This window comes from Streptomyces sp. NPDC127119 (assembly GCF_042677425.1).
In the GTDB taxonomy this organism is placed as follows: domain Bacteria; phylum Actinomycetota; class Actinomycetes; order Streptomycetales; family Streptomycetaceae; genus Streptomyces.
The window spans coordinates 3,054-24,748 of the sequence record NZ_JBHXTO010000103.1 but is presented as its reverse complement, the minus strand read 5'-3'; the positions used below and the strand labels follow the sequence as shown (position 1 = coordinate 24,748).

The following is a 21,695-nucleotide window of genomic DNA, read 5'->3' as shown; positions in this document are numbered from 1 at the left end:
CTCCGTCAGTGGTCGACAAGGGGGTCGGCGGGGGTTGGTGCACCTTCGACAAAGGGTGGGCCGTACACCCGTGGGGGCGTGATGCTGGTCACGGAGGGGGTGTGATCCGGCGGGGGGTTTCCTCGCCCCCGCCGCCCCTACCCTTCCCGTCACCGCATGGGGGCTGCGCCCCCTCGCCCCCCTTTGCGCAGTTCCCCGCGCCCCCAGGTACCTGGCCCGAGGCGGTGACGCCCTGGCTCGGTGGGGGTGTAGCGCCTACCCTCGTCGCATGGTTCCCCAAGCCGAGAACTTCGCGTCGCGTCGATACGTCGACCTGCGCCGCCAGGGCACGGCCACCTGTCGCCACCACTGAGGCGAGCGCGGAGGGATTCCGGCCCGCCTGGACGAGACAGACGTCGGCGCAGTGTCGGACCCTCCCCGAGGAAGTTCTCCATGCCCAGTTCCTCCCTCGCACCCGTACGTCCGGGCGCAGTCGACAGCGACCGGCGCAGGACCAGCGCCAGCGCGGTCCTGCGGTCGGTCCTGGACCACGGCCCGGTGGCCCGCAGCACCGTGGCCCGGCTGACCGGCCTCTCCCCGGCCTCGGTCACCGACCACTGCGCCCGGCTCATCTCGCTCGGCCTGATCCGGGAGGCACCCGGACCGCGCCGGTCGAACGGGGTCGGCCGCCCCCACGTACCGGTCGACCTGGACGGCTCCCGGTTCGTCGTGGGCGGCGTGCACGTGGCGGTGCCGTACACCACGGTCGCCCTGCTGGACCTGCGCGGCCGGGTCGTCGCCGAGCGCCGGCTGAGTCATGACGGCACCGCCCCCGAACCGGCCCGGGTCCTCGCGCGCGCCGCCGCCGGGCTGCGGGCCCTGCTGACGGACGCCCGGGGCCGTACCCCCCTCGCCGTGGGCTTCGCGGCCGGCGGCTGGGTGGACCGGGACTCCGGGACCGTCGTGGAGCATCCGCTGCTCGGCTGGCGGGACGTGCCCGTGCGGGAGGTGATCCACGCGTACACCGGTCTGCCGGTCCATGTGGACGGCCACGCGCGGGCGCTGGTCAACGGGGAGCGGCTGTTCGGGGCGGTGGCGCGTGAGGGGCTGAGCCTGCTGCACCTGTTCGCGGGCAACGTCGTGGACGCCGCGTTCGCCACCCATGACGAGGTCCATCACGGTCCCCGTTCCCAGGCGGGATCGATCGCCCATCTGCCGCTCGTGGGCGGCACGGAACGCTGCGACTGCGGCCGGACCGGCTGCCTGCAGGCGGAGTTGAGCGAGCGGACCCTGTGCCGGCGGGCCCGGGAGGCGGGGGTCGTCTGCAGCGCGAACCCCATGCACGTGCTGGCCGCCGCGGCGGGCGGCGACACGGACGCCGTACGTCTGCTGCTGCACCGCTCGCGGATGACGGGGCGGGCCGTGGGGCTGCTGCTCGACGTGCTCAACCCGGACACGGTCGTCGTCACCGAGGTGGGCGCCATCCACCGGGAGGACTGCCTCGCCGCGCTGCGCGAGGAGGTCGGGCCCGGCCGGGCGGCGGCCGTCGCGCCGACCAGTTTCCCGGATTCGGTGCTGGCCGTCGCGGGCGGCTCGGTGGCCCTGGACGTGCTCTACCGGGATCCGCTCGCCGTGTCCCCGGGCAGGCTCCGGGCCTCTTCGGTCTCCTCGGCCTCTTCACCGGGACCTATTTAATTCAGAAAATCCGAATGTTGACAGGCGTCGCACCAGGCCAGGAGCATCATGTCCATGAGCTGCCGCACCTTCTGTTGTTGACCCACCCGAGCGTGGACACACCGAAGCGTTGACACGTCGACGCGCTGACGATCCGTTCCGTCCGCGTCCTCCGCGTCCTCCGCGTCTCTCCGCGTCCGTCCGGCGCCTCCCGCCGCGTACCGCGCGTGTGTGCTGTCCCGTGTGCCGTCCCGCTCCTGCGCACCTCTCCTCCGCGTGTCCCACCCTCCCCGGCCGCACCCCGCCGGGTTCTTCGCGCACCCTCCCGCCGTCCGCCGCAGCACGGCCCCGTGCACCGCCCCATGAATTCAGGGAGTCCTCCCATGCCACCTCTGTCCGCGTCCGGAGTCGACCGGCGGCTCTTCCTCTCCTCCCTGCTCGGCGCCGCCGCCGCTGCCGGGCTCAGCGGTTGCGCGGGCAGCAGCGCCGCCGACAGCGGGGCCGAAAGGGCGGCGACCGCCCCGCTGGCCGACAAAGTCCCCTCGGGTACGAGCCTCAAGATCTCCTCCTATCAGGGCGTCCAGCAGCTGCAGTTCAAGCTCGCGGGGCTGACCGACCTGCCGTTCGAGGTGTCCTCCTGGGCGAACATCGGCGCCGGTCCCGACGTCATCAACGCCTTCCGCTCCAAGTCCCTGGACGTCGCCAACAACGCGGGCATCCCGCCCATCCAGGCGCACTACCAGGGCTACGACGCCAAGATCGTCGCGATCAACATCACCCGCAAGCCCAACTACCTCTTCGCCACCAGGCCCGGCAGCGACATCGAGTCCGTGAAGGACTTCAAGGGGAAGAAGCTGGCCTTCTCGCAGGGCCAGGCCCAGGGAGTCGTCCTGCTGCGGGCGCTCAAGCAGGCCGGGCTGGCGTACGACGACGTGGATCTGGTGCCGCTGACCAGCAACCAGTTCCTCACCGCGCTCCAGGCGGGCCAGGTCGACATCGCCCCGCTCGCCAACAGCCAGTCGCCCGCCTACCTCAAGCAGTACGGGTCCAAGGGCGCCCACACCATCCCCACCGACGTCGTGGACCTCCTCAGCCTGCTGTGGGCGCCCACCTCCGTGCTGGCCGACAGGGCGAAGGCCGCCGCGGTCGCCGCGTACATCCCGCGGTGGGCCAAGGGCCAGGTGTGGGCGTACGAGCACCCCGACGACTGGAACAGGGAGTTCTACGTCAAGACGCAGAATCTCAGCCTCGCGCAGGCGGAGGCGATTACCGAGCTGGCCAACAAGCCGCTGTTCCCGCCGAGTTGGGACGAGGCAGTGAAGTGGGAGCAGGAGACCGCGGACCTGCTGGCCGAGGGCGGCTTCGTGAAGGGGTTCGAGGTCGACTCACTGTTCGACCGCCGTTTCGAGGGCATCGCGGCGAAAGCCGTCTCCGCCGAGTACCGGAAGTGAGCGCGATGACCACCAGCACCGCGGCCACCGCGGCCACCGCGACCGCCGCGACCGCCGCGACCGCCGTGTCCAAGAGCGGCGAGAGTGGCGAGACCGGCGAGAGCGTGGCGGCCGGCGAGGTCTCCGGAGGCACCGAGGCCGCCGTCCCCGCACGGCGGACCGCCCGGCGGCGCCGCGCCCTCTCCCCCGGCAAGCGGCTGCCCGCCTCCCGCCTCGTCGGGCCCGTCCTGTTCTTCGCGCTCTGGGCCGCCGCCTCCGCCGCCGGGCAGCTGGACACCAACGCGATCCCCGCGCCCTGGACGGTCCTGAAGACCGCGGGTCAGCTGTGGAGCGACGGCACGCTCTCCACCGACATCCTCACCTCGCTGCAGCGCGCCGGAACCGGGTTCGCCCTCGGGCTGACCGCCGGGGTGGTCCTCGCGCTGACGGCCGGGCTCAGCCGGGTCGGCGAGGCGCTGATCGACGGGACGGTCCAGCTCAACCGGGCGATCCCGACCCTCGGCCTGATCCCGCTGTTCATCCTGTGGCTGGGCATCGGCGAGACCTTCAAGATCGCGATCATCGCCATCGTCGTCTACATCCCGATCTATCTGAACCTGTACTCCGCGCTGTCCGGCATCGACCACCGGTTCGTCGAACTCGCCGAGGTGCAGGGGCTGTCGAGGCTCCGGTTCATCCGGGAGATCGTCGTTCCCGGCGCGCTGCCCGGGTTCTTCGTGGGACTCCGGCTCGGCGTCACCGGCTCCTGGCTCGGGCTGGTGGTGCTGGAGCAGATCAACGCCACCAGCGGCCTCGGTTACCTGATGTTCCAGGCCCAGAACTACGGCCAGACGGATGTGATCCTCGTCGGCCTGCTCATCTACGGGATCTTCGGCCTGGTCTCCGACAGCGCGGTCCGCCTCATCGAACGGAGGGTGCTGTCATGGCGACGCACACTGAACAGCTGACGTCCCGGCCCGCCCCGGCCGCCCCCACCGCTCCGGCGGCTCCGGCCGTCCGGCTCAGGGGTCTCACCCGCTCCTTCGACGGGCGGACCGTCCTCGACGACGTGGACCTGGACCTGCCGGCCGGGCAGCTCACGGCCCTGCTCGGGCACAGCGGCTCCGGCAAGAGCACCCTGCTGCGCGCCATCGCGGGACTCGACCACGAGGTCGCCGGCAGCGGTGAACTGACCGCCCCGGACCGGGTGTCCGTCGTCTTCCAGGACTCCCGGCTGCTGCCCTGGCGCCGCGTCCTCGACAACGTCCTGCTCGGCACCGACGGCAAGGAGGCGGCGGAGCGGGGCCGCGCCGCGCTCGCCGAGGTGGGTCTCGCGGGACGCGAACGGGCCTGGCCCAACGAGTTGTCCGGTGGCGAGGCCCAGCGTGCCGCCCTGGCCCGCTCCCTGGTCCGCGAGCCCGGACTCCTGCTGGCCGACGAACCGTTCGGCGCCCTGGACGCGCTCACGCGGATCAAGATGCACGGGCTGCTGCGCGAGCTGTGGGAGCGCCACCGGCCCTCCGTGCTGCTCGTCACGCACGACGTGGACGAGGCGATCGTGCTCGCCGACCGGGTGCTCGTCCTCGACGAGGGCCGCATCGGCCTCGACCTGACCATCGACCGCGCGCATCCGCGCTCGTACCGCGATCCGCTGCTCGGCGAGTACCGCGAGCGGCTGCTCCGCGCGCTCGGCGTGACGGAGGACCACGCGGGCCGGGAGAACCAGAAGAACCAGGAACACAAGGAGAAACAGGAGACCCACCAGTGACCCGGCGTCGGCTGCACCTCAATGCCTTCCTCATGAACACCGGCCACCACGAGGCCTCCTGGCGGCTCCCGGAGAGCGATCCGTACGCCCATGTGGAGCTGGACCACTACGTCCGGCTGGCGCGTACCGCCGAGCGCGGCACCTTCGACTCGCTCTTCCTCGCCGACGGGCCGCAGCTGTGGAGCAATCTCGCGCAGCGGCCGGCCGGCGCCCTGGAACCGCTCACCCTGCTCACCGCGCTGGCGACGGCCACCGAGCACATCGGTCTGATCGCCACCGCCTCCACGTCGTACAACTCGCCCTACAACCTGGCCCGCAAGTTCGCCTCGCTGGACATCATCAGCGGGGGCCGGGCGGGCTGGAACATCGTCACGACGGCCGGTGCCGAGGCCGCCCGCAACTTCGGCCTGGACGCGGAGCCCGCGCACGCCGAGCGGTACGCCCGTGCCGCCGAGTTCCTCGATGTGGCGCTCAAGCTCTGGGACAGCTGGGAGGACGACGCGATCGTCGCCGACAAGGCGGCCGGTGTCTGGGGCGACGACTCGAAGATCCATCCGCCCCGGCACCGGGGGAAGTACTTCGGCGTCGAGGGCGCCCTCAACGTGCCGCGCTCCCCGCAGGGTTATCCGCTGCTGGTCCAGGCCGGCTCGTCGAAGGACGGCAGGGCCTTCGCGGCCCGGTACGCGGAGGCGGTGTTCACCGCGCAGCAGACCCTGGAGGACGCGCAGGACTTCTACGCCGACCTCAAGTCCCGCACGGCGGCGGCCGGCCGCGACCCCGACCACATCAAGGTGCTGCCCGGCATCGTCCCGGTGATCGGCTCCACGGAGGCGGAGGCGCGCGCGAACGAGCAGGTGCTGGAGGACCACATCGTGTACACGCACGGTGTGGACCGGCTGGAGGGCCTGTTGCAACTGCCGCCCGGAACACTGGAGTTGGACGGCCGGCTCCCTGCCGACCTGCCGCCCGAGAGTTCCATCGAGGGGGCGAGGAGCCGCTACACGCTCGTCGTGGAACTCGCCCGGCGCGAGCGCCTCACCGTGCGGCAGCTGATCGGCCGGCTCGGCGGCGGGCGCGGACACCTCACCTTCACCGGGACGCCCGAGCAGGTCGCCGACGCCGTCGAGGAGTGGTTCACGCTCGGCGCCGCCGACGGCTTCAACATCATGCCCGCGGTCCTGCCGTCCGGCCTCGAAGCGTTCGTCGACCATGTCGTCCCGCTCCTGCGCGCCCGCGGCCTGCTGCGCGAGGAGTACGGCCCGCGCCGGACGCTGCGCGGGAGATACGGCCTCCCCCGACCCGCCAACCAGCACGTCTCCCCTGCATCCGGCTCCCCGGTGCCGGCCCGCGTCTGAACACCCGAGAGGACCCTCCATGCCCGACATCGAGATCCAGAAGGTCACCGCGAGGATCGGCGCGCGGATATCCGGCGTCGACATCGCCAAGCCCCTCGACGAGGAGACCGTCACCGTCCTGCGCGGCGCACTCGACGAGCACAAGGCGCTGGTCTTCGACGACGTCGACCTGGACGACGAGGGCCAGCAGGCCTTCGCCCGGCACTTCGGCGACCTCACCACCGCCCATCCGACCGTGCCCGCCGTGCAGGGCGCCCCGAACGTGCTGCCCGTCGACAGCGAGCGCGGCCGGGCCGCCAACCACTGGCACACCGACGTCACGTTCGTCCTCAATCCGCCGCAGGCCAGCACCCTGCGCAGCATCACGCTCCCGCCGTACGGGGGCGAGACGCTGATCGCCAGTTCGGCCGCCGCCTACCGTGATCTGCCCGAGCCGCTGCGCCGCCTCGCGGACACCCTGTGGGCCGAGCACACGAACGACTACGACTACGCGGTGCCGGACGAGGAGATCGACGCGGCGCACGCCGCCCAGCGGGCCCAGTTCACGTCCATCCGGTTCCGCACCGCCCACCCCGTGGTCCGGGTCCACCCGCTGACCGGTGAGCGCGGGCTGTTCATCGGCGGCTTCGCCCAGCGGATCGTGGGACTGTCGGTGGGCGAGTCCCGCAAGATCCTCGACCTGCTCCAGGCCTATGTCGTACGGCCCGAGAACATCCTGCGCCACCGCTGGTCGCCGAACCAGCTGGTCCTGTTCGACAACCGGATCACCCAGCACTACGCCATCGACAACTACGACGGTCTGCCGCGCCGCCTGAACTGGGTGACGGTCGCCGGTGACGTGCCGGTCGGCATCGAGGGCAAGGAGAGCCACTCGATCGCGGGCGACGCCTCGCACTACACCCCGGTCGCCGCGTAGTCGGGACATCACCCCTGGTGGCGGGCGTGTCCGGATAGTGGACGGCTCCTTCGCGCGAGCGGAGGGGCCGCCCAGACTGTGGGCGTTTTTGCCCGGTCGCAGTCGCACGCAAGGGACCACCCCCACTCATGTCCCGTACCACTCAAAACGCTCAGGGCGGCGGGCCCGGTCCGTCCGGCACCGCCCCCGACGCTTCGCTCACGCACGGCCTCAAGCAGCGTCATCTGTCGATGATCGCCCTCGGCGGGGTGATCGGCGCGGGTCTGTTCGTCGGCTCCGGCGCGGGTATCGCCGCCGCGGGCCCGTCGATCGTCGTCGCGTACGCCGTCTCCGGTCTCCTCGTCATGCTGGTGATGCGCATGCTGGGCGAGATGTCGGCCGCGTATCCGTCGTCAGGCTCCTTCTCCGCGCACGCCGAGCGGGCCGTCGGGCCGTGGGCGGGGTTCACCGCGGGCTGGGCGTTCTGGGTGCTGCTGTGCACGGCCGTCGGCCTGGAGGGCATCGCCGCCGCGAAGATCATGACGGGCTGGCTGCCCGGTACGCCGGAGTGGGCGTGGGTGGCCCTGTTCATGGTCGTCTTCTGCGCCGCGAACCTCGCCGCCGTCAGGAACTTCGGCGAGTTCGAGTTCTGGTTCGCCGCGCTGAAGGTGGGCGCGATCGCCCTGTTCCTGATCCTCGGCGTCCTGGCGATCACCGGAGTTCTGCCCGGCACGGACTCCCCCGGCCTGACCCACCTCACCGGCGAGGGCGGCTTCCTGCCGAACGGCGGCGAGGGCCTCGTCATCGGCCTGCTCGCCTCGGTCTTCGCGTACGGCGGCCTGGAGACGGTGACGATCGCCGCGGCCGAGTCGCAGGACCCGGTCCGGGGCGTCGCGAGCGCCGTACGCACGGCGATGTGGCGCATCGCGCTCTTCTACATCGGCTCGATGGCCGTCATCGTGACGCTCGTCCCCTGGAACTCCGAGGCCGTCGTCGAGAAGGGCCCGTACGTCGCCACCCTCGACCACCTGGGCATCCCGGGAGCCGGGCCGCTCATGAACGTCGTCGTCCTCGTCGCCCTGCTGAGCGCGATGAACGCCAATGTGTACGGGGCCTCGCGCATCGCGTACTCGCTGGTGGAGCGGGGTCAGGGGCCGCGGGCGCTCGGGCGGGTCTCCGGCGGGGTGCCGCGGATCGCCGTGCTCGCCTCCTCGGTGTTCGGCTTCGGCTGCGTGCTGCTCAGCTACTGGCGGCCCGAGGACGTCTTCCCCTGGCTGCTGAACATGATCGGCGCGGTGATCCTGGTCGTCTGGATCTTCATCGCGGTCTCGCAGCTGCGGTTGCGGCGGCAGCTGGAGCGGGAGGCACCGGACCGGCTCGCCGTACGGATGTGGGCGTTCCCGGTGCTGACGTGGGTGGCACTGGCGGGCATGCTGGCGATCTTCGTCCTGATGGCACGGGAGCCGGACACGCGGGTGCAGCTGTACGCGACGGGCGGGATGACGCTGTTCCTGGCGGCGGTCGGCTACGCCCGGCAGCGGGTGCGGACGGCACGCGCCGGGGTTTGACGAACACACCCCTCACCCCTCTTGCCGCTGGACCGTATTTGCAAGAGACTTGCAACAAGAGCCCGACCTCGTGATCGTCTTCTCACCTTTCACGCGGGCGGGTGGATGAAAGGAAGGCCCCCGCGAGGACGTGACTCGCGGGGGCCTTCCGGTTCGAAGGGCTTCCGGTACGGAGGACTCCGGGTGATGGTTACGGGATGCCGATGAGGAGCTGCAGCACCTGCCGGAGCCTTGAGGAGGAGCACCGCTTCCTGGAGCCCAAGGAAGCGGCCTGGCTCAAGAAGGAACTGGATCTGAAGAACGTGGACGAGTTCGTGGTGTGCCTGGCCCCGCTGGGCGACGGGACCAAGCAGTGCCGCAACCTTCGTAAGTACTACGTCGAGAAGCCCTTCAGGAAGCCCCTGCGCCTGCCCGAGCCGGAATGACGCCCACCGGCCGGCGGAGGACTACAGGTTGCTGAAGTCCGGGCCCTGCGTGCGCGTGCGCTTCAGCTCGTAGAAACCCTGCACCGAGGCGACGAGCAGCGTGCCGTCCCACAGCTTCGCGGCGTCCTCGCCCTTGGGGGCCGGGGTGACGACCGGGCCGAAGAAGGCGATCTGCTCGCCGTCGGCGCCGGGGACCGCGATGACGGGCGTGCCGACGTCCTGGCCGACCTTGTCGATGCCCTCCTTGTGGGAGGCGCGCAGCTCGGCGTCGAACTCGAAGTCCTTCTGGTCCGCGTAGTCGATCAGGTCGGCGGGGAGGCCCACCTCGTCGAGCGCACCGGCGATCGCTTCCCGCGTCGGGCCCTGGCCGCCGTTGTGGATGCGGTTGCCGAGCGCGGTGTAGAGCGGGCCGAGGACGTCGGCGCCGTGCTTCTGCCAGGCCGCGGTCACCACGCGGACGGCCTCCCACGCGGTGGTGGTCATCATCTCGCGGTAGTGGTCGTTCAGCTCGTCGAGCCTCGGCTCGTTCAGCACCGCCAGGCTCATGATGTGCCAGCGGACCTCGATGTCCCGGACCTTCTCCACCTCCAGGACCCAGCGCGAGGTCATCCACGCCCACGGGCACAGCGGGTCGAACCAGAAGTCGACCGGAGTCTTGGCGGAAGTCTGCTCAGACATGCTTCTCCTCGTTGGGTGGACACCGGCGCCCGGCACTCTGTGACACCAGGCTCATGTTCAACGCGATCGGTCGCTCGTGCCATTCCCGGGTGCCCGGTGTCAGGTGCACATGGGAGGATCGGTCCTGTTCACGCGCATCCATCACGTACCCATGACGCCACGAGGGAGTGCCGCCCGTGCCCGGTGAGAATCTGTCCCGCGACGAGGCCCGCGAGCGGGCAGCACTGCTGTCCGTCGAGGAGTACGAGGTGTCCCTGGACCTGCGCTCCGCGGTGGGCGGGACCGACACCGAGCCGCGTACGTTCCGGTCGGTGACGACCATCCGGTTCCGCAGCGCGGAGCCGGGCGCCACGAGCTTCGCGGACCTGATCGCGCCGCGCGTCACGGCCGTCTCGCTGAACGGCAGGGACCTCGACCCGGGCGCGGTCTTCGACGGTTCGCGCATCCTCCTGGAGGACCTGGCCGAGGACAACGAACTGGTGGTCGACGCCCAGTGCGCGTACAGCCGCACGGGCGAGGGCATGCACCGATTCGTCGACCCCGAGGACGGCGAGGTCTATCTCTACACGCAGTACGAGCCGGCCGACTCGCGCCGCGTCTTCGCCAACTTCGAGCAGCCCGACCTCAAGGCGCCCTTCCGCTTCGAGGTGCGGGCCCCCGAGGACTGGGTGGTGTGGAGCAACGGCGTCGGTGAACTGGCCGACGGGGTGTGGAAGTTCGCCGGCACCAAGCCCATCTCGACGTACATCACGGCCTTCGTCGCCGGTCCGTACCACTATGTGACCGACTCGTACGAGCGGGTCCTCGACGACGGGACGCGGCTGGAGATCCCGCTCGGCGCGCTCTGCCGCAAGGGCCTGGCCAGGCATTTCGACGCCGATGACGTCTTCCTGATCACCAAGCAGGGCCTCGACTTCTTCCACGACCACTTCGACTACCCGTACCCGTTCGGGAAGTACGACCAGGCGTTCGTGCCCGAGTACAACCTCGGCGCGATGGAGAACCCGGGCTGTGTGACCTTCCGCGAGGAGTTCATCTTCCGCGGCAACGTGACGCAGGCGTCGTACGAGCGCCGGGCGAACGTGATCCTGCACGAGATGGCCCACATGTGGTTCGGCGACCTGGTGACCATGGTGTGGTGGGACGACCTGTGGCTCAAGGAGTCCTTCGCGGACTTCATGGGCACGTTCTCGATGGTCGAGGCGACCCGCTTCACCAACGGCTGGGTCACCTTCGCCAACAACCGCAAGGCGTGGGCGTACCGCGCCGACCAGCTGCCCTCCACCCACCCGGTCACGGCCGACATCCGCGACCTGGAGGACGCCAAGCTCAACTTCGACGGGATCACGTACGCCAAGGGCGCGTCCGTCCTCAAGCAGCTGGTCGCCTACGCCGGACGGGACGCGTTCCTGGAGGGCGCCCGCCGCTACTTCAAGCGGCACGCGTACGGGAACACGCGCCTCGGTGACCTGCTGTCGGTCCTGGAGGAGACGAGCGGGCGGGACATGGCGGCCTGGTCGCGGTCCTGGCTGCAGACCGCCGGCGTCAACTCCCTCACCCCGCAAGTGCTCCTCGACGCGGACGGCCGGGTCGGTGAGCTGACCGTCCTCCAGGAGGCCGCCGAGTCGCATCCCGAACTGCGGCCGCACCGGGTCGCGGTGGGCCTGTACCGGCGGGAGGGCGCGGCCGGGTCGGGCGACGGCTCGGGCGGCGGTTCGCTCGTGCGGTACGCGCGCGCCGAGGTCGACGTCGACGGGCCGCGCACGGTCGTCGGTGAGCTGGCCGGGGCCGACGCCCCCGAACTGGTCCTCGTCAACGACGACGACCTCACGTACTGCAAGATCCGCTTCGACGAGGGGTCGCTGGACACCCTGCGGGCCCACCTCGGTGACCTCACCGACCCGCTCGCCCGCGCCCTGTGCTGGTCGGCGCTGTGGAACCTGACCCGTGACGCGCTCATGCCCGCGCGGGACTTCGTCGACCTCGTGCTGCGCTTCGCGGGCCGCGAGTCGGACATCGGTGTGCTCCAGACGCTCCACGCGTGGGCGAACTCCGCGCTCACCTTCTACGTGGCACCCGAATGGCGGGCCACCGGCGGGCGGCTGCTCGCCGAGGGCGCGCTGCGGGAGCTGCGGGCCGCCGGGCCCGGCAGCCAGCACCAGCTGACGTGGGCGCGGTTCCTCGCGGCGGTCGCCTCCGGCGAGGACGATCTGCGGCTGCTGCGGGAGCTGTTGGACGGGACGGCGAAGATCGACGGGCTTGAGGTGGACCAGGAGCTGCGGTGGGCGTTCCTGGAACCGCTCGCCGCGCACGGGGTCGCGGACGAGTCCGTGCTCGCCGCGGAGCTGGCCCGCGACGACACCGCGTCCGGCAAGCGGCATCAGGTGCGGTGCCTGGCCGCCCGGCCGTCCGCGGCGGTCAAGGCGCAGGCGTGGGCCGCCGTGGTGGAGTCGGACTCGCTGTCCAACGCGCTGGTGGAGGCGACGATCGGGGGGTTCGCGCAGGCGTCCCACCGGGAGCTGACCGCTTCCTACGCGTCGAAGTACTTCGATGTGATCGAGCGGGTGTGGGCGGAGCGGTCGATCCAGATCGGGATGGATGTGGTGCGGGGGTTGTTCCCCTCGCTGCAGGACTCTGCCGAGACCTTGGCGGCTGCCGATGCGTGGCTTGCCTCCCATGGGGAGGCTGCGCCTGCGCTTCGGCGGTTGGTGCTTGAGGCTCGGGACGATCTGGGGCGTGCGTTGCGGGGGCAGGCTTGTGATGGGGCTGCCGCGGGGTGAGTCGTCGGGTGCGGGTGCGTGGGGGCTGGTCGCGCCGTTCCCCGCGCCCCTTGGGGGCTGCGTCCCCTCACGACAAAAGATTGCGCCGTTCCCCGCGCCCCTGAAGGGGCTCCCCTAACGGGGGACAGCACACTGAGGGTTGACTTGTCGGGCGTCCATAACAGTTACGGAATTTGGGTAATCGGTGCCGTGACCCCCTTCTGGACCAGGGGGTTTCGGCAGTTTGGCGGGTGGACTTTAGGGCGGGGTTGTCCGGTTTTGACGACGGGCTTGTAACAGCGGTTAGGCAGCGGATCAGGCGCGGCAGATTCGAGGTCATGAACCACAACACCCCGCTCTCCCCCCGGCCCCTCCGCCACCTGTCCGACGTCCAGCAGCGCGTCATGACCACCGCGCAGCTGCGATCGCGGGGCGTGAGCACCGCCGACATCAACGCGCAGTGCCGGCCGGGCGGTTCCTGGCAGCAGCTCCTGCCCGGGGTCCACCTGCTCCGCCCGGGGCCCGCCACCAGCGAGGAGCGGCTGCACGCGGTCCTCATGTACGCGGCCCGCTGCCCCGCCGCGGAACCGGCCGTCCCCGCCCAGCCCGGCATCGCCCGGCCCGGCGCCCCCGAACCGCACGCCCCGCAGGAGTACGCCGACGCCATGATCACCGGCCTCGCCGCACTCGCCCTGCACCGCTTCGCCGCCGCTCCCGCGCTGCTCTCCCTGGACCGCGTCGACGTCCTCGTCCCGCGGCTGCGCCGACTGCGTTCGACGGGCTGCGTCCGTATCGTCCGTACACCGGGCATGCCGGAACCCGTACAGCTCGGCGGTATCCCCGTGGCGCCCGTGCCGCGTGCGCTGGCCGACGCGGTCGCCGACATCACGGACGCGGGGGTCGTACGCCGGCTGCTCACCGAGGCGGTACGCGGCGGACACTGCGAACCCGCCGCGTTCGTACGGGAGTTGACCCAGGCCCGGTTGCTGAGCCGGCCGCATGTGGTGGACGCCGTCGACTCCCTCCTCGCCGAGGGCCGGGCCATCGCCGAGGACCGGCTCTACCGCCTGGTCACGGAACATGGGCTGCCCGACCCGGTCTGGAACGTGGACCTCCGGCTGCCCGGCGGCCCGCTCCTCGGCGGCCTCGACGCGTACTGGCCCGACCACGCCGTCGCCCTCGAACTCGACACCCGGGCCCCGCGCCACGACGACGACGCGATGTGGTCCGAGTACGCCCGCAAGCGCGAGCACCTGGAGCGTCTCGGCATCACGGTCGTCCACGTCACGCCGAAGAAGCTGCGGGACTCGATGGAGCAGCAGGCGACGGTCGTCCGTACGGCTCTGATGGCGTCGGGGGACCGCGATCCGGCGGCCTATGTGGTGGTGCTGCCCCGGTAGGGGGAGAGAGGGGCAGGGACCGGAGGGGCTGCCGGGTGGCCGGTGGCCCCTCCTCCTGTCCTGCCCGCTACTTCGGCTTCGGGCAGTACTCCGCCTCGATCACCGCGTCCGTGTCTCCCGACCAGTCGCCGTTGAAGTTGAAGGCGAGCGAGTGGCGGCCGTCCGCCGTCGTCACCGCCTCCGAGGTGGAGCCGTGGATGCCTCCGCCGTGGCCCCAGACGACGACACCGCAGCTCAGCTCGCGCTCGATGAGGCCGAGGCCGTAACCGGCGTTCGGGATCTCCCCGACCTTGACGGTGGTCTTCATCTCGGCGAGCTGCTTCTTCGGCAGGAGCCGGCCGCGCAGCAGCGCCGAGTAGAAGCGGTTGAGGTCACCCGGGTCGGAGATCATCTCGCCCGCAGCGGAGGCGAGGCCCGGGTTGAGTTCCGTGACGTCGTAGGTGGGGCCGGTGGCCGTCTCGGCGAGCTTTCCGTACGCCCGGCTGCTGGGCTTCGGCACCTTCGGGTACGTGCCCGGGACGAGGGTGGCGTTCAGGCCGAGCGGCTGGATGATCCGCTGCCGGATCTCGTCGCCGTACGTGTGGCCCGTGGCCTTCTCGATCACCATGCCGGCCAGGACGTAGTTGGTGTTGGAGTAGTTCCACGAGGTGCCCGGCGCGAAGTCCGGCGCGTGGGACGTCGCGATCCGCACGAGGTCGCGGGGCGGCAGCCTGTCGAAGCGGTGCTCGAAGAAGCCGTCCTTCAGGAAGTAGGTGCGGGCGAAGGTGTCGTCGGTCGTGTAGTCGTAGATGCCGCTCGTGTGGTTGAGGAGTTGGCGCAGGGTGATGTGGCGGCCGTCGTGGCCGTTGCCGTGGACGACGCCGGGCAGCCACTTGTCGACGGTGTCGTCCAGCGAGAGCACACGCTCTGCTTCCAGCTGGAGTACGACCGTCGAGGTGAAGGTCTTCGTGATGCTGCCTACGCGGTAGTGGTCCGCCGCCGAGCGGGGCTTCTTCGTTTTGAGGTCGCCCACGCCCGCGGTGGCCTTCCAGGTGGTGTGGTTCTCGGCGGCCTGGGCTGCGACGCCGGGGACTCCGTCCTTGACCGCCGCGTCCATCGCCCGCTGGGTCGCGGCGTGATCTCTCGCCCGGGGCGGGGCGTCCGCCAGGGCCCCTGGGGCGGTCAGGGCGGCCACGACCAGTGCGGTGGTGCCTGTGAGGCTCAGGCGGAGGGTGCGGGGTGTTGTCATGTCGGGTCACGCCTTCCGTCGCGGGTGGGTCGACGGGGGTGACCTGGTGGTGGGGCGTGGAGGTTGCCTACGGCTGGGGTGGTTGAGCTGGTTTCGGCCGTGTTTGCGGGGGGGGGTGGGGGGCGATTGGTTGTATGTCGGGTGCGGGTCCGGTGGGGGCTGGTCGCGCAGTTCCCCGCGCCCCTCAAGGGCGCAAGACTGCGCCATTCCCCGCGCCCCTCAAGGGCGCAAGACTGCGCCATTCCCCGCGCCCCTCAAAGGCGAAGACTGCGCCGTTCCCCGCGCCCCTCGGGGGCTGCGCCCCTGACAGCGAAGGGGCCTCAACCCTTCTTCAGGATCAGTTCCGTGTTGCGGTCCGCCGGGGTCCCGCTCAGGTCCGTTCGGGCGCCCGGGGCGTTGAAACCGAGCTCTCGGTACAGGGCTGCCAGGCCTGTCTGGGAGAGGTCCGTGAAGTCCGTCTCGTGGGGGGCCGCGGACTCGATCAGCGTGGTGAACAGGGAGATCGTGCCGTCATGGTTGTCGGCGATCTCGATCACCCGGGCGAGCTGCGGGAAGTCGACGTGGGAGGCGGTGGAGACCTCCCAGAACGAGCGGCCGTCGGGGCCGGAGTGCGGGGTGACGGCGTTCTTGTGGCTGTGGCCGTTCACCCAGGCCAGCACCGGGCGGTGGGCGCCGAGCACGGAGAGCACCTCGTCGCCGCCGTGCCGCCGCTCCCCCGGGTGCGCCGGGTCCTCGCGGAGGTTGCGCATCGACTTGCTCGTGTGGTGGCTGAAGACGATGACGTGTTCCTTGTTCTTCTCCGCCGCCTTCAGCGTGCGCTCCAGCCAGCGCAGCTGGGTCGTGCCGATCGAGCCCTCGTAGTGGCCGCCCGGGTCGGTGGTGTCGAGGCTGATGCCGAGCACGTCGTCCGCGATCCGGAACGTGTAGTACTGGGTCTTCGCGGCGAGGTTGGCCTGCGAGTAGCCGTGTCCGACGGGGCCCGTGCCGGCGTGCGCCGGGTCGAGGTGGGCCTGGAGGTACTCGGTCGGCGTGAAGGGGGCGCGGGCCTCGTCCGGGGTGACCGAGCGCATCCTGCGTGCCTGGGACTTGAGCATCGCCTTGAAGCCGGCGCCCTTGGGGTCGCCGCCCTTCTTGACGTTCTTCCAGATGGCGACGCCCTCCGACTCGTCGAGCGTCATCAGCTTCCTGCCGCCGACCGCGAACTCGGCGAAGAAGGAGTCGCCGGGCGCGTAGCAGCCGCCGGGCAGCGAGTCGTGGTTGCCGACCGTGGAGTACCAGGGCAGGTTGAGGCCGGGGCTGCGCACCTCGCGGATCGCGGCGGCCAGGAAACCCTCGATGCGCGGGAAGCCGAGCTGCTTGTCGGCGTCGCGCAGGGCCGCGTCGGGCTGCCAGTACAGCTTGAGGTCGCTGTTCTGGACGCCCTCGTAGCGGGCCGGGTCACCGGAGTTGGGGGTGATGCGGCCACCGCTCATGACCTTCAGGAACCAGTCCAGTTCCGTCTTGGCGTTGTTGTCGGTGTTGTCGCCGGTGGTCATCACGAAGTGCAGGGGCGAGCCGGTGACGGGGGCGCCGCGCAGTGCGTTGACCCGCTCGACGAGCGAGACCGCGCCGGCCACCGACAGGGACTCCTGCGGACGCCAGGCGCTGGCGGTCTGGGCGCGCAGGTACTCGTACCGCAGCGGGTGCTGTACGTCGACCAGGTGCAGGTCGGTGAACTGCACGAACGCGGCGAGGGCGGTGCGCCGCCCCGCCCGGCCGGACTGGGGGGCGGCCAGGTCGCCGCGGACGACACGGGACCAGGCGGGCCCGTCGCCGAGCCGCCGGTACCCGGAGCCCGGGCGGGCGGTGGCGATGGTCGAGAGGGTGGTGCCCCGGGTGTAGGGGGCCAGGGGTGCGGCCGGCGCCCTGCGGGAGACGGCGATCGGCTGGCCCTGGGGGGCGGCGGTGTGGGTGGCGGCCTCGCTCGTTCCCGGGCGCAGCGCGAAGCCGATGCCCGCGGAGAGGGACACCGCCCCGGTGGCGGCCAGGAAGGCGCGGCGGTCACGAGCGGCGGTGGCGACAGAGCGTATGCGCGACATGGCGCGGTCTCCCCTGGTGCGGCGCGTCAGCAGTGGTCGCGGTCGGTCCACTGACGCGAACTTCCCGCTCGTACTTGATGGTTGGCACCGGGGGTGACCTGCGCGTTAACTGGACGGCAACGGGCAGCGCCGATCACCGTACGTCGATCTTGGACTACCCTCCGCGTCCACCGAGCCCTCCTCGAACGGAGGCGAGCCGGTCACTCCACGTTCATCTGGCGGGGTAGGGGTGGGTTCCGCCGCCCGTTTCGCGGTCGGTTCGGCGGCCGGGCTCAGGTGTCGGCGGGATGTTCCGGGATGCCTGTCACCCGGCCGGGTCCGGGGCGCTCCCGCCACAGTGCGAGTCCCACGTCGACCAGTCCCACGCGTTCCAGCGCGGGCACCTCGTCGAGGGGGTGCCAGGCCGCCATGTCGGTCGAGCCGTCGGCCTCGTGGCGCAGTTCGCCGCCGGTCACCCGGGCCTCGTAGACGATCCGCAGGCCCTGGAAGTCGGCGGCGCCGACGCGGCGCGGATAGGTGCGCAGGATCGAGTCGACGCCGAGCAGGGTGAGCGGCTCGACGGTGTACCCGGTCTCCTCCTCGGCCTCGCGGATCACGGTGTCGTACGGGTCCTCGCCGTGGTCCATGCCGCCGCCGGGCAGGGTCCAGCGTCTGCTGCCGTCGCGTGCCACCCAGCGTGCGAGGAGCATCCGCCCGTCACGCACGCACACGGCGTAGGCCGCCACCCTCAACTCCTTGCGCATGGGCAGACGTTACGACAGGGGCATCCGCACGTCCCGGTTTGGCCGGAGATCGGCTCCATGACGTATGGCGGAATTACGCCATGAACAGTTCACGTCACGGTCAGCTCTCCCCAAACTTCCGTTTCTTACGTAAAGCTGAGCGGTCATCCGGGTTCACATTCCGGACTGACGCGATCGGTCCGACGTCGATCCGATCGTGAACGGACTTTTCCTTTACTCACAAGGATGCTGATGACCCTCCACTCTCAGCGCGCTCCGATCAGCGGGGCGAGACGCGCGGCACGCATAGCCGTCGCCGCCGGCCTCGTGGCCGCCCTCTCCTCGGTCGGGCCGATACCCATGGCCTTCTCCGCGGACGGCCCGGGTACCACCCCCGCCGACACGCCGGTCAAGTCCGCGAAAGGCAAGCTCGGTTCGGCCGACGCCGACCTCCTCGCGCAGGCGCAGGCGTCCGGCGACAAGAACGTCACGATGATGATCGCCACCGCGCCGGGGCAGACCGAACAGGTCGCAGGGCAGCTCGACGCGGTGAAGGGCGGCTCGGTCGGCCGCACCTACGACAAGCTCGGCTACGTCCGCGCGACCGTCCCGACCGCCAAGGCCGAGTCGGCCATCGCGGCGGCCTCCAAGCTCTCCTCCGTGCACGGCATCGACCTGCGCCAGGAGATCGTGCTGGACGACCCGACCCCGTCCGCGGACACGGCCAAGGGTGCCAAGAAGGGCGCCACGGCCGCCGCGTACCCGGCGCCGGGCAAGAACACCCCCGCCGTGAACCCGTACAACCCGTCCTTCGAGACGGGTGCCGTCGACTTCGTGAAGAAGAACCCGAAGGCGGACGGCCGCGGTATCACCATCGGCATCCTCGACTCCGGTGTCGACGTGGCGCACCCGGCGCTGCAGAGGACGACGACCGGCGAGCGCAAGATCGTCGACTGGGTGACGGCGACCGACCCGCTGGTCGACGGCGACGCGACCTGGCGCGCGATGGTCAACGCCCGCTCGGGCCCGGTCTTCACCTACGACGGCGAGAGCTGGAAGGCACCCGCCGGGAACTACGCGGTCAGCCGCTTCCGTGAGTCCGCCTCCGTCGGCGGCGACGCGAACGGCGACCTGAACCGCGACGGCGACACGACCGACAGCTGGGGCGTGCTCTACGACGCCGCCGCGGGAACGGTCCGCGTCGACCTGAACGACAACAACGACTTCACGGACGACGCGCCGATGAAGCCGTACAAGGACGGCTACCAGATCGGCTACTTCGGTACCGACGACCCGGCCACCGAGATCGCCGAGCGCGTGCCGTTCGTCGTGGAGATCCGCAAGGACGTCCCGATGGACCCGCTGGGCGGTGACTGGGTGGGCAAGAAGTCCGACTTCGTCAACATCGGCATCATCGAGTCCGAGCACGGCACGCACGTCGCCGGCATCACCGCCGCCAACAAGCTGTTCGGCGGCAGGATGAACGGCGCGGCGCCCGGCGCCAAGCTCGTCTCCTCGCGCGCCTGCACCTGGAGCGGCGGCTGCACGAACGTCGCGCTCACCGAGGGCATGATCGACCTCGTCGCCAACCGCGGCGTCGACATCGTGAACATGTCGATCGGCGGCCTGCCCGCGCTCAACGACGGCAACAACGCGCGCGCCGAGCTCTACACGCGTCTCATCGACACCTACGGCGTCCAGCTGGTCATCTCGGCCGGCAACTCCGGACCCGGCGCCAACACGATCGGCGACCCCGGCCTGGCCGACAAGGTCATCTCGGTCGGCGCGTCCATCTCCAAGCAGACCTGGGCGTCCAACTACGGCTCGGCCGTCGAGAAGAAGTACGCGATGCTGCCCTTCTCCTCGCGCGGCCCGCGTGAGGACGGCGGCTTCACACCGACGCTGACCGCGCCCGGTGCCTCCATCAACACCACGCAGACCTGGTTCCCCGGCGGCCCGGTCGCCGAGGCGGGCTACTCCCTGCCGCCCGGCTACTCGATGCTCCAGGGCACCTCGATGGCGTCCCCGCAGGCCGCGGGCGCGTCCGCGCTGCTGCTCAGCGCCGCGAAGCAGAAGCGCATCGATCTGACGCCCGCGAAGCTGCGCACCGCGCTGACCTCGACCGCCGACCACATCAGCGGCACGCAGGCGTACGCGGAGGGCGCGGGCCTCATCAACATCCCGGACGCCTGGGACTCGATCCGTGACGGCGCCACCGCCCACGAGTACAGCGTCAAGGCCCCGGTCGACACCGCGATCGACTTCGCGCTCAAGACCCCGGGCTTCGGCACCGGCCTCTACGACCGCGAGGGCGGTCTCAAGGCCGGCCAGAAGAAGACGTACGACGTCACCGTGACCCGTACGACCGGCGCGGACCGTGCCGTCCGGCACGAGCTGAACCTGGAGAACAACCGGGACCACACGTTCCGGATCGTCGGCAAGGACGAGATCTCGCTGCCGCTGAACAAGCCGGTGACGGTGAAGATCGAGGCCAGGCCGGAGAACTCCGGGCTGAGCAGCGCGATCCTGGAGGTCGACGACCCGCGCACCGAGGGCGTCGACAAGCAGATCCTCACCACCGTCGTGGTCGCCGCCCCGCTGTCCGCCTCGCAGAAGTACGCCTACGCGGCGTCCGGCAAGGTCCAGCGCAACTCCACCACGTCGTACTTCGTGACCGTCCCCGAGGGCGCCAAGAACCTTGAGGTCGCGATCGGCGGGCTGAAGACCGGGAGCCAGACCCGGTTCATCGCCATCCACCCGTACGGCGTCCCGATCGACAACACGTCGACGCCGTTCTGCTACAACAACTACCTCGACGGCAACGGCTGCCGCCCCGACCTGCGGTCCTACAGCGACCCGCAGCCGGGCGTCTGGGAGATCGAGGTCGAGTCGCGCCGTACGTCGCCGCTGCTCGACAACCCGTACAAGCTGAACGTCGAGGTGCTGGGCGCCGAGTTCGACCCGGCCGTCGTGACCGTCCCGGACGCCAAGGTCGGTACGCCGACCCCGGCCTCGTGGAAGGTGACGAACAAGCTCGCCGCGGTCGACGGTTCGCTCAAGGGCGGTCCGCTCGGCTCCTCGAAGAGCACGCGGCCGACCATCGCCCAGGGCGCCACGGACACCGTCACGGTGGACGTGCCCGCGGGCGCCGAGTCGCTCGACGTGAGCATCGGCAACGTCTCCGACGCCGCCGCCGACCTCGACCTGTCCGTCTACGACGCGCAGGGCACCCTGGTCGGCTCGTCCGCGGACGGCGACTCCGAGGAGGCCGTCTCCGTCCCGTCGCCCGCGGCCGGTACGTACACCGTGCTGGTCGACGGCTACTCGGTCCCGGCGGGCACCACCGCGTACGACTACCTGGACGTGTACTTCGCGCCCTCGCTCGGACAGGTGGAGGTCGCCGCGACGCCAGTGAAGCTCGCCACCGGCGCCTCGACGTCGGTCACCGCGCAGGTCGTCGCGAACGCGGCGCCGCCGGCCGGCCGTACGTTCTTCGGGCGGGTGCAGCTCGTGAACGCGCGGGGCACCGCGGCCGGAACGGGCAGCGTCCTGATCGAGAAGGTCACGCCGTAGCGTCCGGCAGGCACTGACACACAGGCACTGACACAGAGGGCGGGCGTCCGGTTCCACCGGGGGCCCCCCCAACCCCGTAGCCCGCGGCCGCGCGGCCCCCCCGCCGGCCCCGGCCCATCACCGGCCCCGCGCCTACCAGCCGCGCCCGGCCGCCAGGGGCTCG

At 71.0% G+C, this 21,695-nt stretch carries 15 protein-coding genes; 11 read left to right on the top strand and 4 right to left on the bottom strand.

All coding sequences use genetic code 11. The features are described 5' to 3' along the window. The first annotated feature begins 432 nt into the window (after positions 1-432). From ACFVH5_RS32060 to ACFVH5_RS32025, 8 genes are all read left to right on the top strand, one after another. Complete coding sequence (locus ACFVH5_RS32060) at positions 433-1,674, top strand: ROK family protein (protein ID WP_385837220.1); 1,242 nt, start codon at positions 433-435, stop codon at positions 1,672-1,674. A 362-nt stretch (positions 1,675-2,036) separates the two neighbouring features. Then, on the top strand, positions 2,037-3,104 hold the full coding sequence (locus ACFVH5_RS32055) for an ABC transporter substrate-binding protein (RefSeq protein ID WP_385837219.1): 1,068 nt from the start codon (positions 2,037-2,039) through the stop codon (positions 3,102-3,104). A gap of 5 nt (positions 3,105-3,109) precedes the next feature. Continuing rightward, positions 3,110-4,051 carry an ABC transporter permease gene (locus tag ACFVH5_RS32050; RefSeq protein ID WP_385837218.1) on the top strand — a complete coding sequence of 314 codons (942 nt, stop codon included), beginning with the start codon at positions 3,110-3,112 and terminating at the stop codon, positions 4,049-4,051. Then, complete coding sequence (locus ACFVH5_RS32045; protein WP_385837216.1) at positions 4,027-4,851, top strand: ABC transporter ATP-binding protein; 825 nt, start codon at positions 4,027-4,029, stop codon at positions 4,849-4,851. Before ACFVH5_RS32050 ends, ACFVH5_RS32045 begins: the two co-directional genes overlap by 25 nt. Then, a complete protein-coding gene (locus ACFVH5_RS32040) occupies positions 4,848-6,206 on the top strand; it encodes an LLM class flavin-dependent oxidoreductase (RefSeq protein WP_385837215.1) in 1,359 nt (452 codons plus the stop codon). Before ACFVH5_RS32045 ends, ACFVH5_RS32040 begins: the two co-directional genes overlap by 4 nt. 19 nt (positions 6,207-6,225) lie before the next feature. Beyond that, positions 6,226-7,122 carry a TauD/TfdA dioxygenase family protein gene (locus tag ACFVH5_RS32035; protein WP_385837214.1) on the top strand — a complete coding sequence of 299 codons (897 nt, stop codon included), beginning with the start codon at positions 6,226-6,228 and terminating at the stop codon, positions 7,120-7,122. 128 nt (positions 7,123-7,250) lie between these two features. After that, the gene (locus tag ACFVH5_RS32030; RefSeq protein WP_385837213.1) at positions 7,251-8,669 is read left to right on the top strand and encodes an amino acid permease; all 1,419 of its coding nucleotides are present in this window, start codon (positions 7,251-7,253) and stop codon (positions 8,667-8,669) included. Positions 8,670-8,872: 203 nt separating this feature from the next. Then, positions 8,873-9,094: a hypothetical protein gene (locus ACFVH5_RS32025; RefSeq protein WP_385837212.1), complete on the top strand. Its 222-nt coding sequence runs from the start codon at positions 8,873-8,875 to the stop codon at positions 9,092-9,094. Positions 9,095-9,115: 21 nt separating this feature from the next. Here ACFVH5_RS32025 and ACFVH5_RS32020 read toward each other — a convergent pair whose 3' ends face one another. Further along, on the bottom strand, positions 9,116-9,772 hold the full coding sequence (locus tag ACFVH5_RS32020) for a DsbA family protein (protein WP_385837211.1): 657 nt from the start codon (positions 9,770-9,772) through the stop codon (positions 9,116-9,118). A gap of 176 nt (positions 9,773-9,948) precedes the next feature. Between ACFVH5_RS32020 and pepN the strand changes: the two genes are divergently transcribed. Both pepN and ACFVH5_RS32010 read left to right on the top strand, forming a co-directional pair. Continuing rightward, the gene (gene pepN, locus ACFVH5_RS32015) at positions 9,949-12,552 is read left to right on the top strand and encodes an aminopeptidase N (protein WP_385837210.1); all 2,604 of its coding nucleotides are present in this window, start codon (positions 9,949-9,951) and stop codon (positions 12,550-12,552) included. 317 nt (positions 12,553-12,869) lie between these two features. Continuing rightward, positions 12,870-13,931: a hypothetical protein gene (locus ACFVH5_RS32010; protein WP_385837209.1), complete on the top strand. Its 1,062-nt coding sequence runs from the start codon at positions 12,870-12,872 to the stop codon at positions 13,929-13,931. Between the two features lie 67 nt (positions 13,932-13,998). Here ACFVH5_RS32010 and ACFVH5_RS32005 read toward each other — a convergent pair whose 3' ends face one another. The 3 genes from ACFVH5_RS32005 to ACFVH5_RS31995 all read right to left on the bottom strand — a co-directional run bounded on the left by ACFVH5_RS32005 (position 13,999) and on the right by ACFVH5_RS31995 (position 17,980). Next, the gene (locus ACFVH5_RS32005) at positions 13,999-15,159 is read right to left on the bottom strand and encodes a serine hydrolase domain-containing protein (protein WP_385837208.1); all 1,161 of its coding nucleotides are present in this window, start codon (positions 15,157-15,159) and stop codon (positions 13,999-14,001) included. 320 nt (positions 15,160-15,479) lie between these two features. Then, positions 15,480-17,237 carry a TIGR03767 family metallophosphoesterase gene (locus tag ACFVH5_RS32000; RefSeq protein ID WP_385837207.1) on the bottom strand — a complete coding sequence of 586 codons (1,758 nt, stop codon included), beginning with the start codon at positions 17,235-17,237 and terminating at the stop codon, positions 15,480-15,482. A 272-nt stretch (positions 17,238-17,509) separates the two neighbouring features. Then, positions 17,510-17,980, bottom strand: coding sequence for an NUDIX hydrolase (locus tag ACFVH5_RS31995; protein WP_384813843.1), 471 nt, complete (start codon positions 17,978-17,980; stop codon positions 17,510-17,512). 231 nt (positions 17,981-18,211) lie between these two features. On the opposite strand from ACFVH5_RS31995, the gene ACFVH5_RS31990 reads away from it, so the two are divergent. Further along, positions 18,212-21,532 (top strand): S8 family serine peptidase, encoded by a 3,321-nt coding sequence (locus tag ACFVH5_RS31990; RefSeq protein ID WP_385837206.1) that lies wholly within the window; start codon positions 18,212-18,214, stop codon positions 21,530-21,532. The last annotated feature ends 163 nt before the right edge of the window (positions 21,533-21,695 follow it).

What these genes read in the sequence shown, in the direction of transcription:
- ACFVH5_RS32060 (WP_385837220.1), top strand. Translation starts at nt 433, where the DNA reads ATGCCCAGTTCCTCCCTCGCACCCGTACGTCCGGGCGCAGTCGACAGC.
- ACFVH5_RS32055 (WP_385837219.1), top strand. Translation starts at nt 2,037, where the DNA reads ATGCCACCTCTGTCCGCGTCCGGAGTCGACCGGCGGCTCTTCCTCTCC.
- ACFVH5_RS32050 (WP_385837218.1), top strand. Translation starts at nt 3,110, where the DNA reads ATGACCACCAGCACCGCGGCCACCGCGGCCACCGCGACCGCCGCGACC.
- ACFVH5_RS32045 (WP_385837216.1), top strand. Translation starts at nt 4,027, where the DNA reads ATGGCGACGCACACTGAACAGCTGACGTCCCGGCCCGCCCCGGCCGCC.
- ACFVH5_RS32035 (WP_385837214.1), top strand. Translation starts at nt 6,226, where the DNA reads ATGCCCGACATCGAGATCCAGAAGGTCACCGCGAGGATCGGCGCGCGG.
- ACFVH5_RS32030 (WP_385837213.1), top strand. Translation starts at nt 7,251, where the DNA reads ATGTCCCGTACCACTCAAAACGCTCAGGGCGGCGGGCCCGGTCCGTCC.
- ACFVH5_RS32025 (WP_385837212.1), top strand. Translation starts at nt 8,873, where the DNA reads ATGAGGAGCTGCAGCACCTGCCGGAGCCTTGAGGAGGAGCACCGCTTC.
- ACFVH5_RS32020 (WP_385837211.1), bottom strand. Translation starts at nt 9,772, where the DNA reads ATGTCTGAGCAGACTTCCGCCAAGACTCCGGTCGACTTCTGGTTCGAC.
- ACFVH5_RS32010 (WP_385837209.1), top strand. Translation starts at nt 12,870, where the DNA reads ATGAACCACAACACCCCGCTCTCCCCCCGGCCCCTCCGCCACCTGTCC.
- ACFVH5_RS32005 (WP_385837208.1), bottom strand. Translation starts at nt 15,159, where the DNA reads ATGACAACACCCCGCACCCTCCGCCTGAGCCTCACAGGCACCACCGCA.
- ACFVH5_RS32000 (WP_385837207.1), bottom strand. Translation starts at nt 17,237, where the DNA reads ATGTCGCGCATACGCTCTGTCGCCACCGCCGCTCGTGACCGCCGCGCC.
- ACFVH5_RS31995 (WP_384813843.1), bottom strand. Translation starts at nt 17,980, where the DNA reads ATGCGCAAGGAGTTGAGGGTGGCGGCCTACGCCGTGTGCGTGCGTGAC.
- ACFVH5_RS31990 (WP_385837206.1), top strand. Translation starts at nt 18,212, where the DNA reads ATGACCCTCCACTCTCAGCGCGCTCCGATCAGCGGGGCGAGACGCGCG.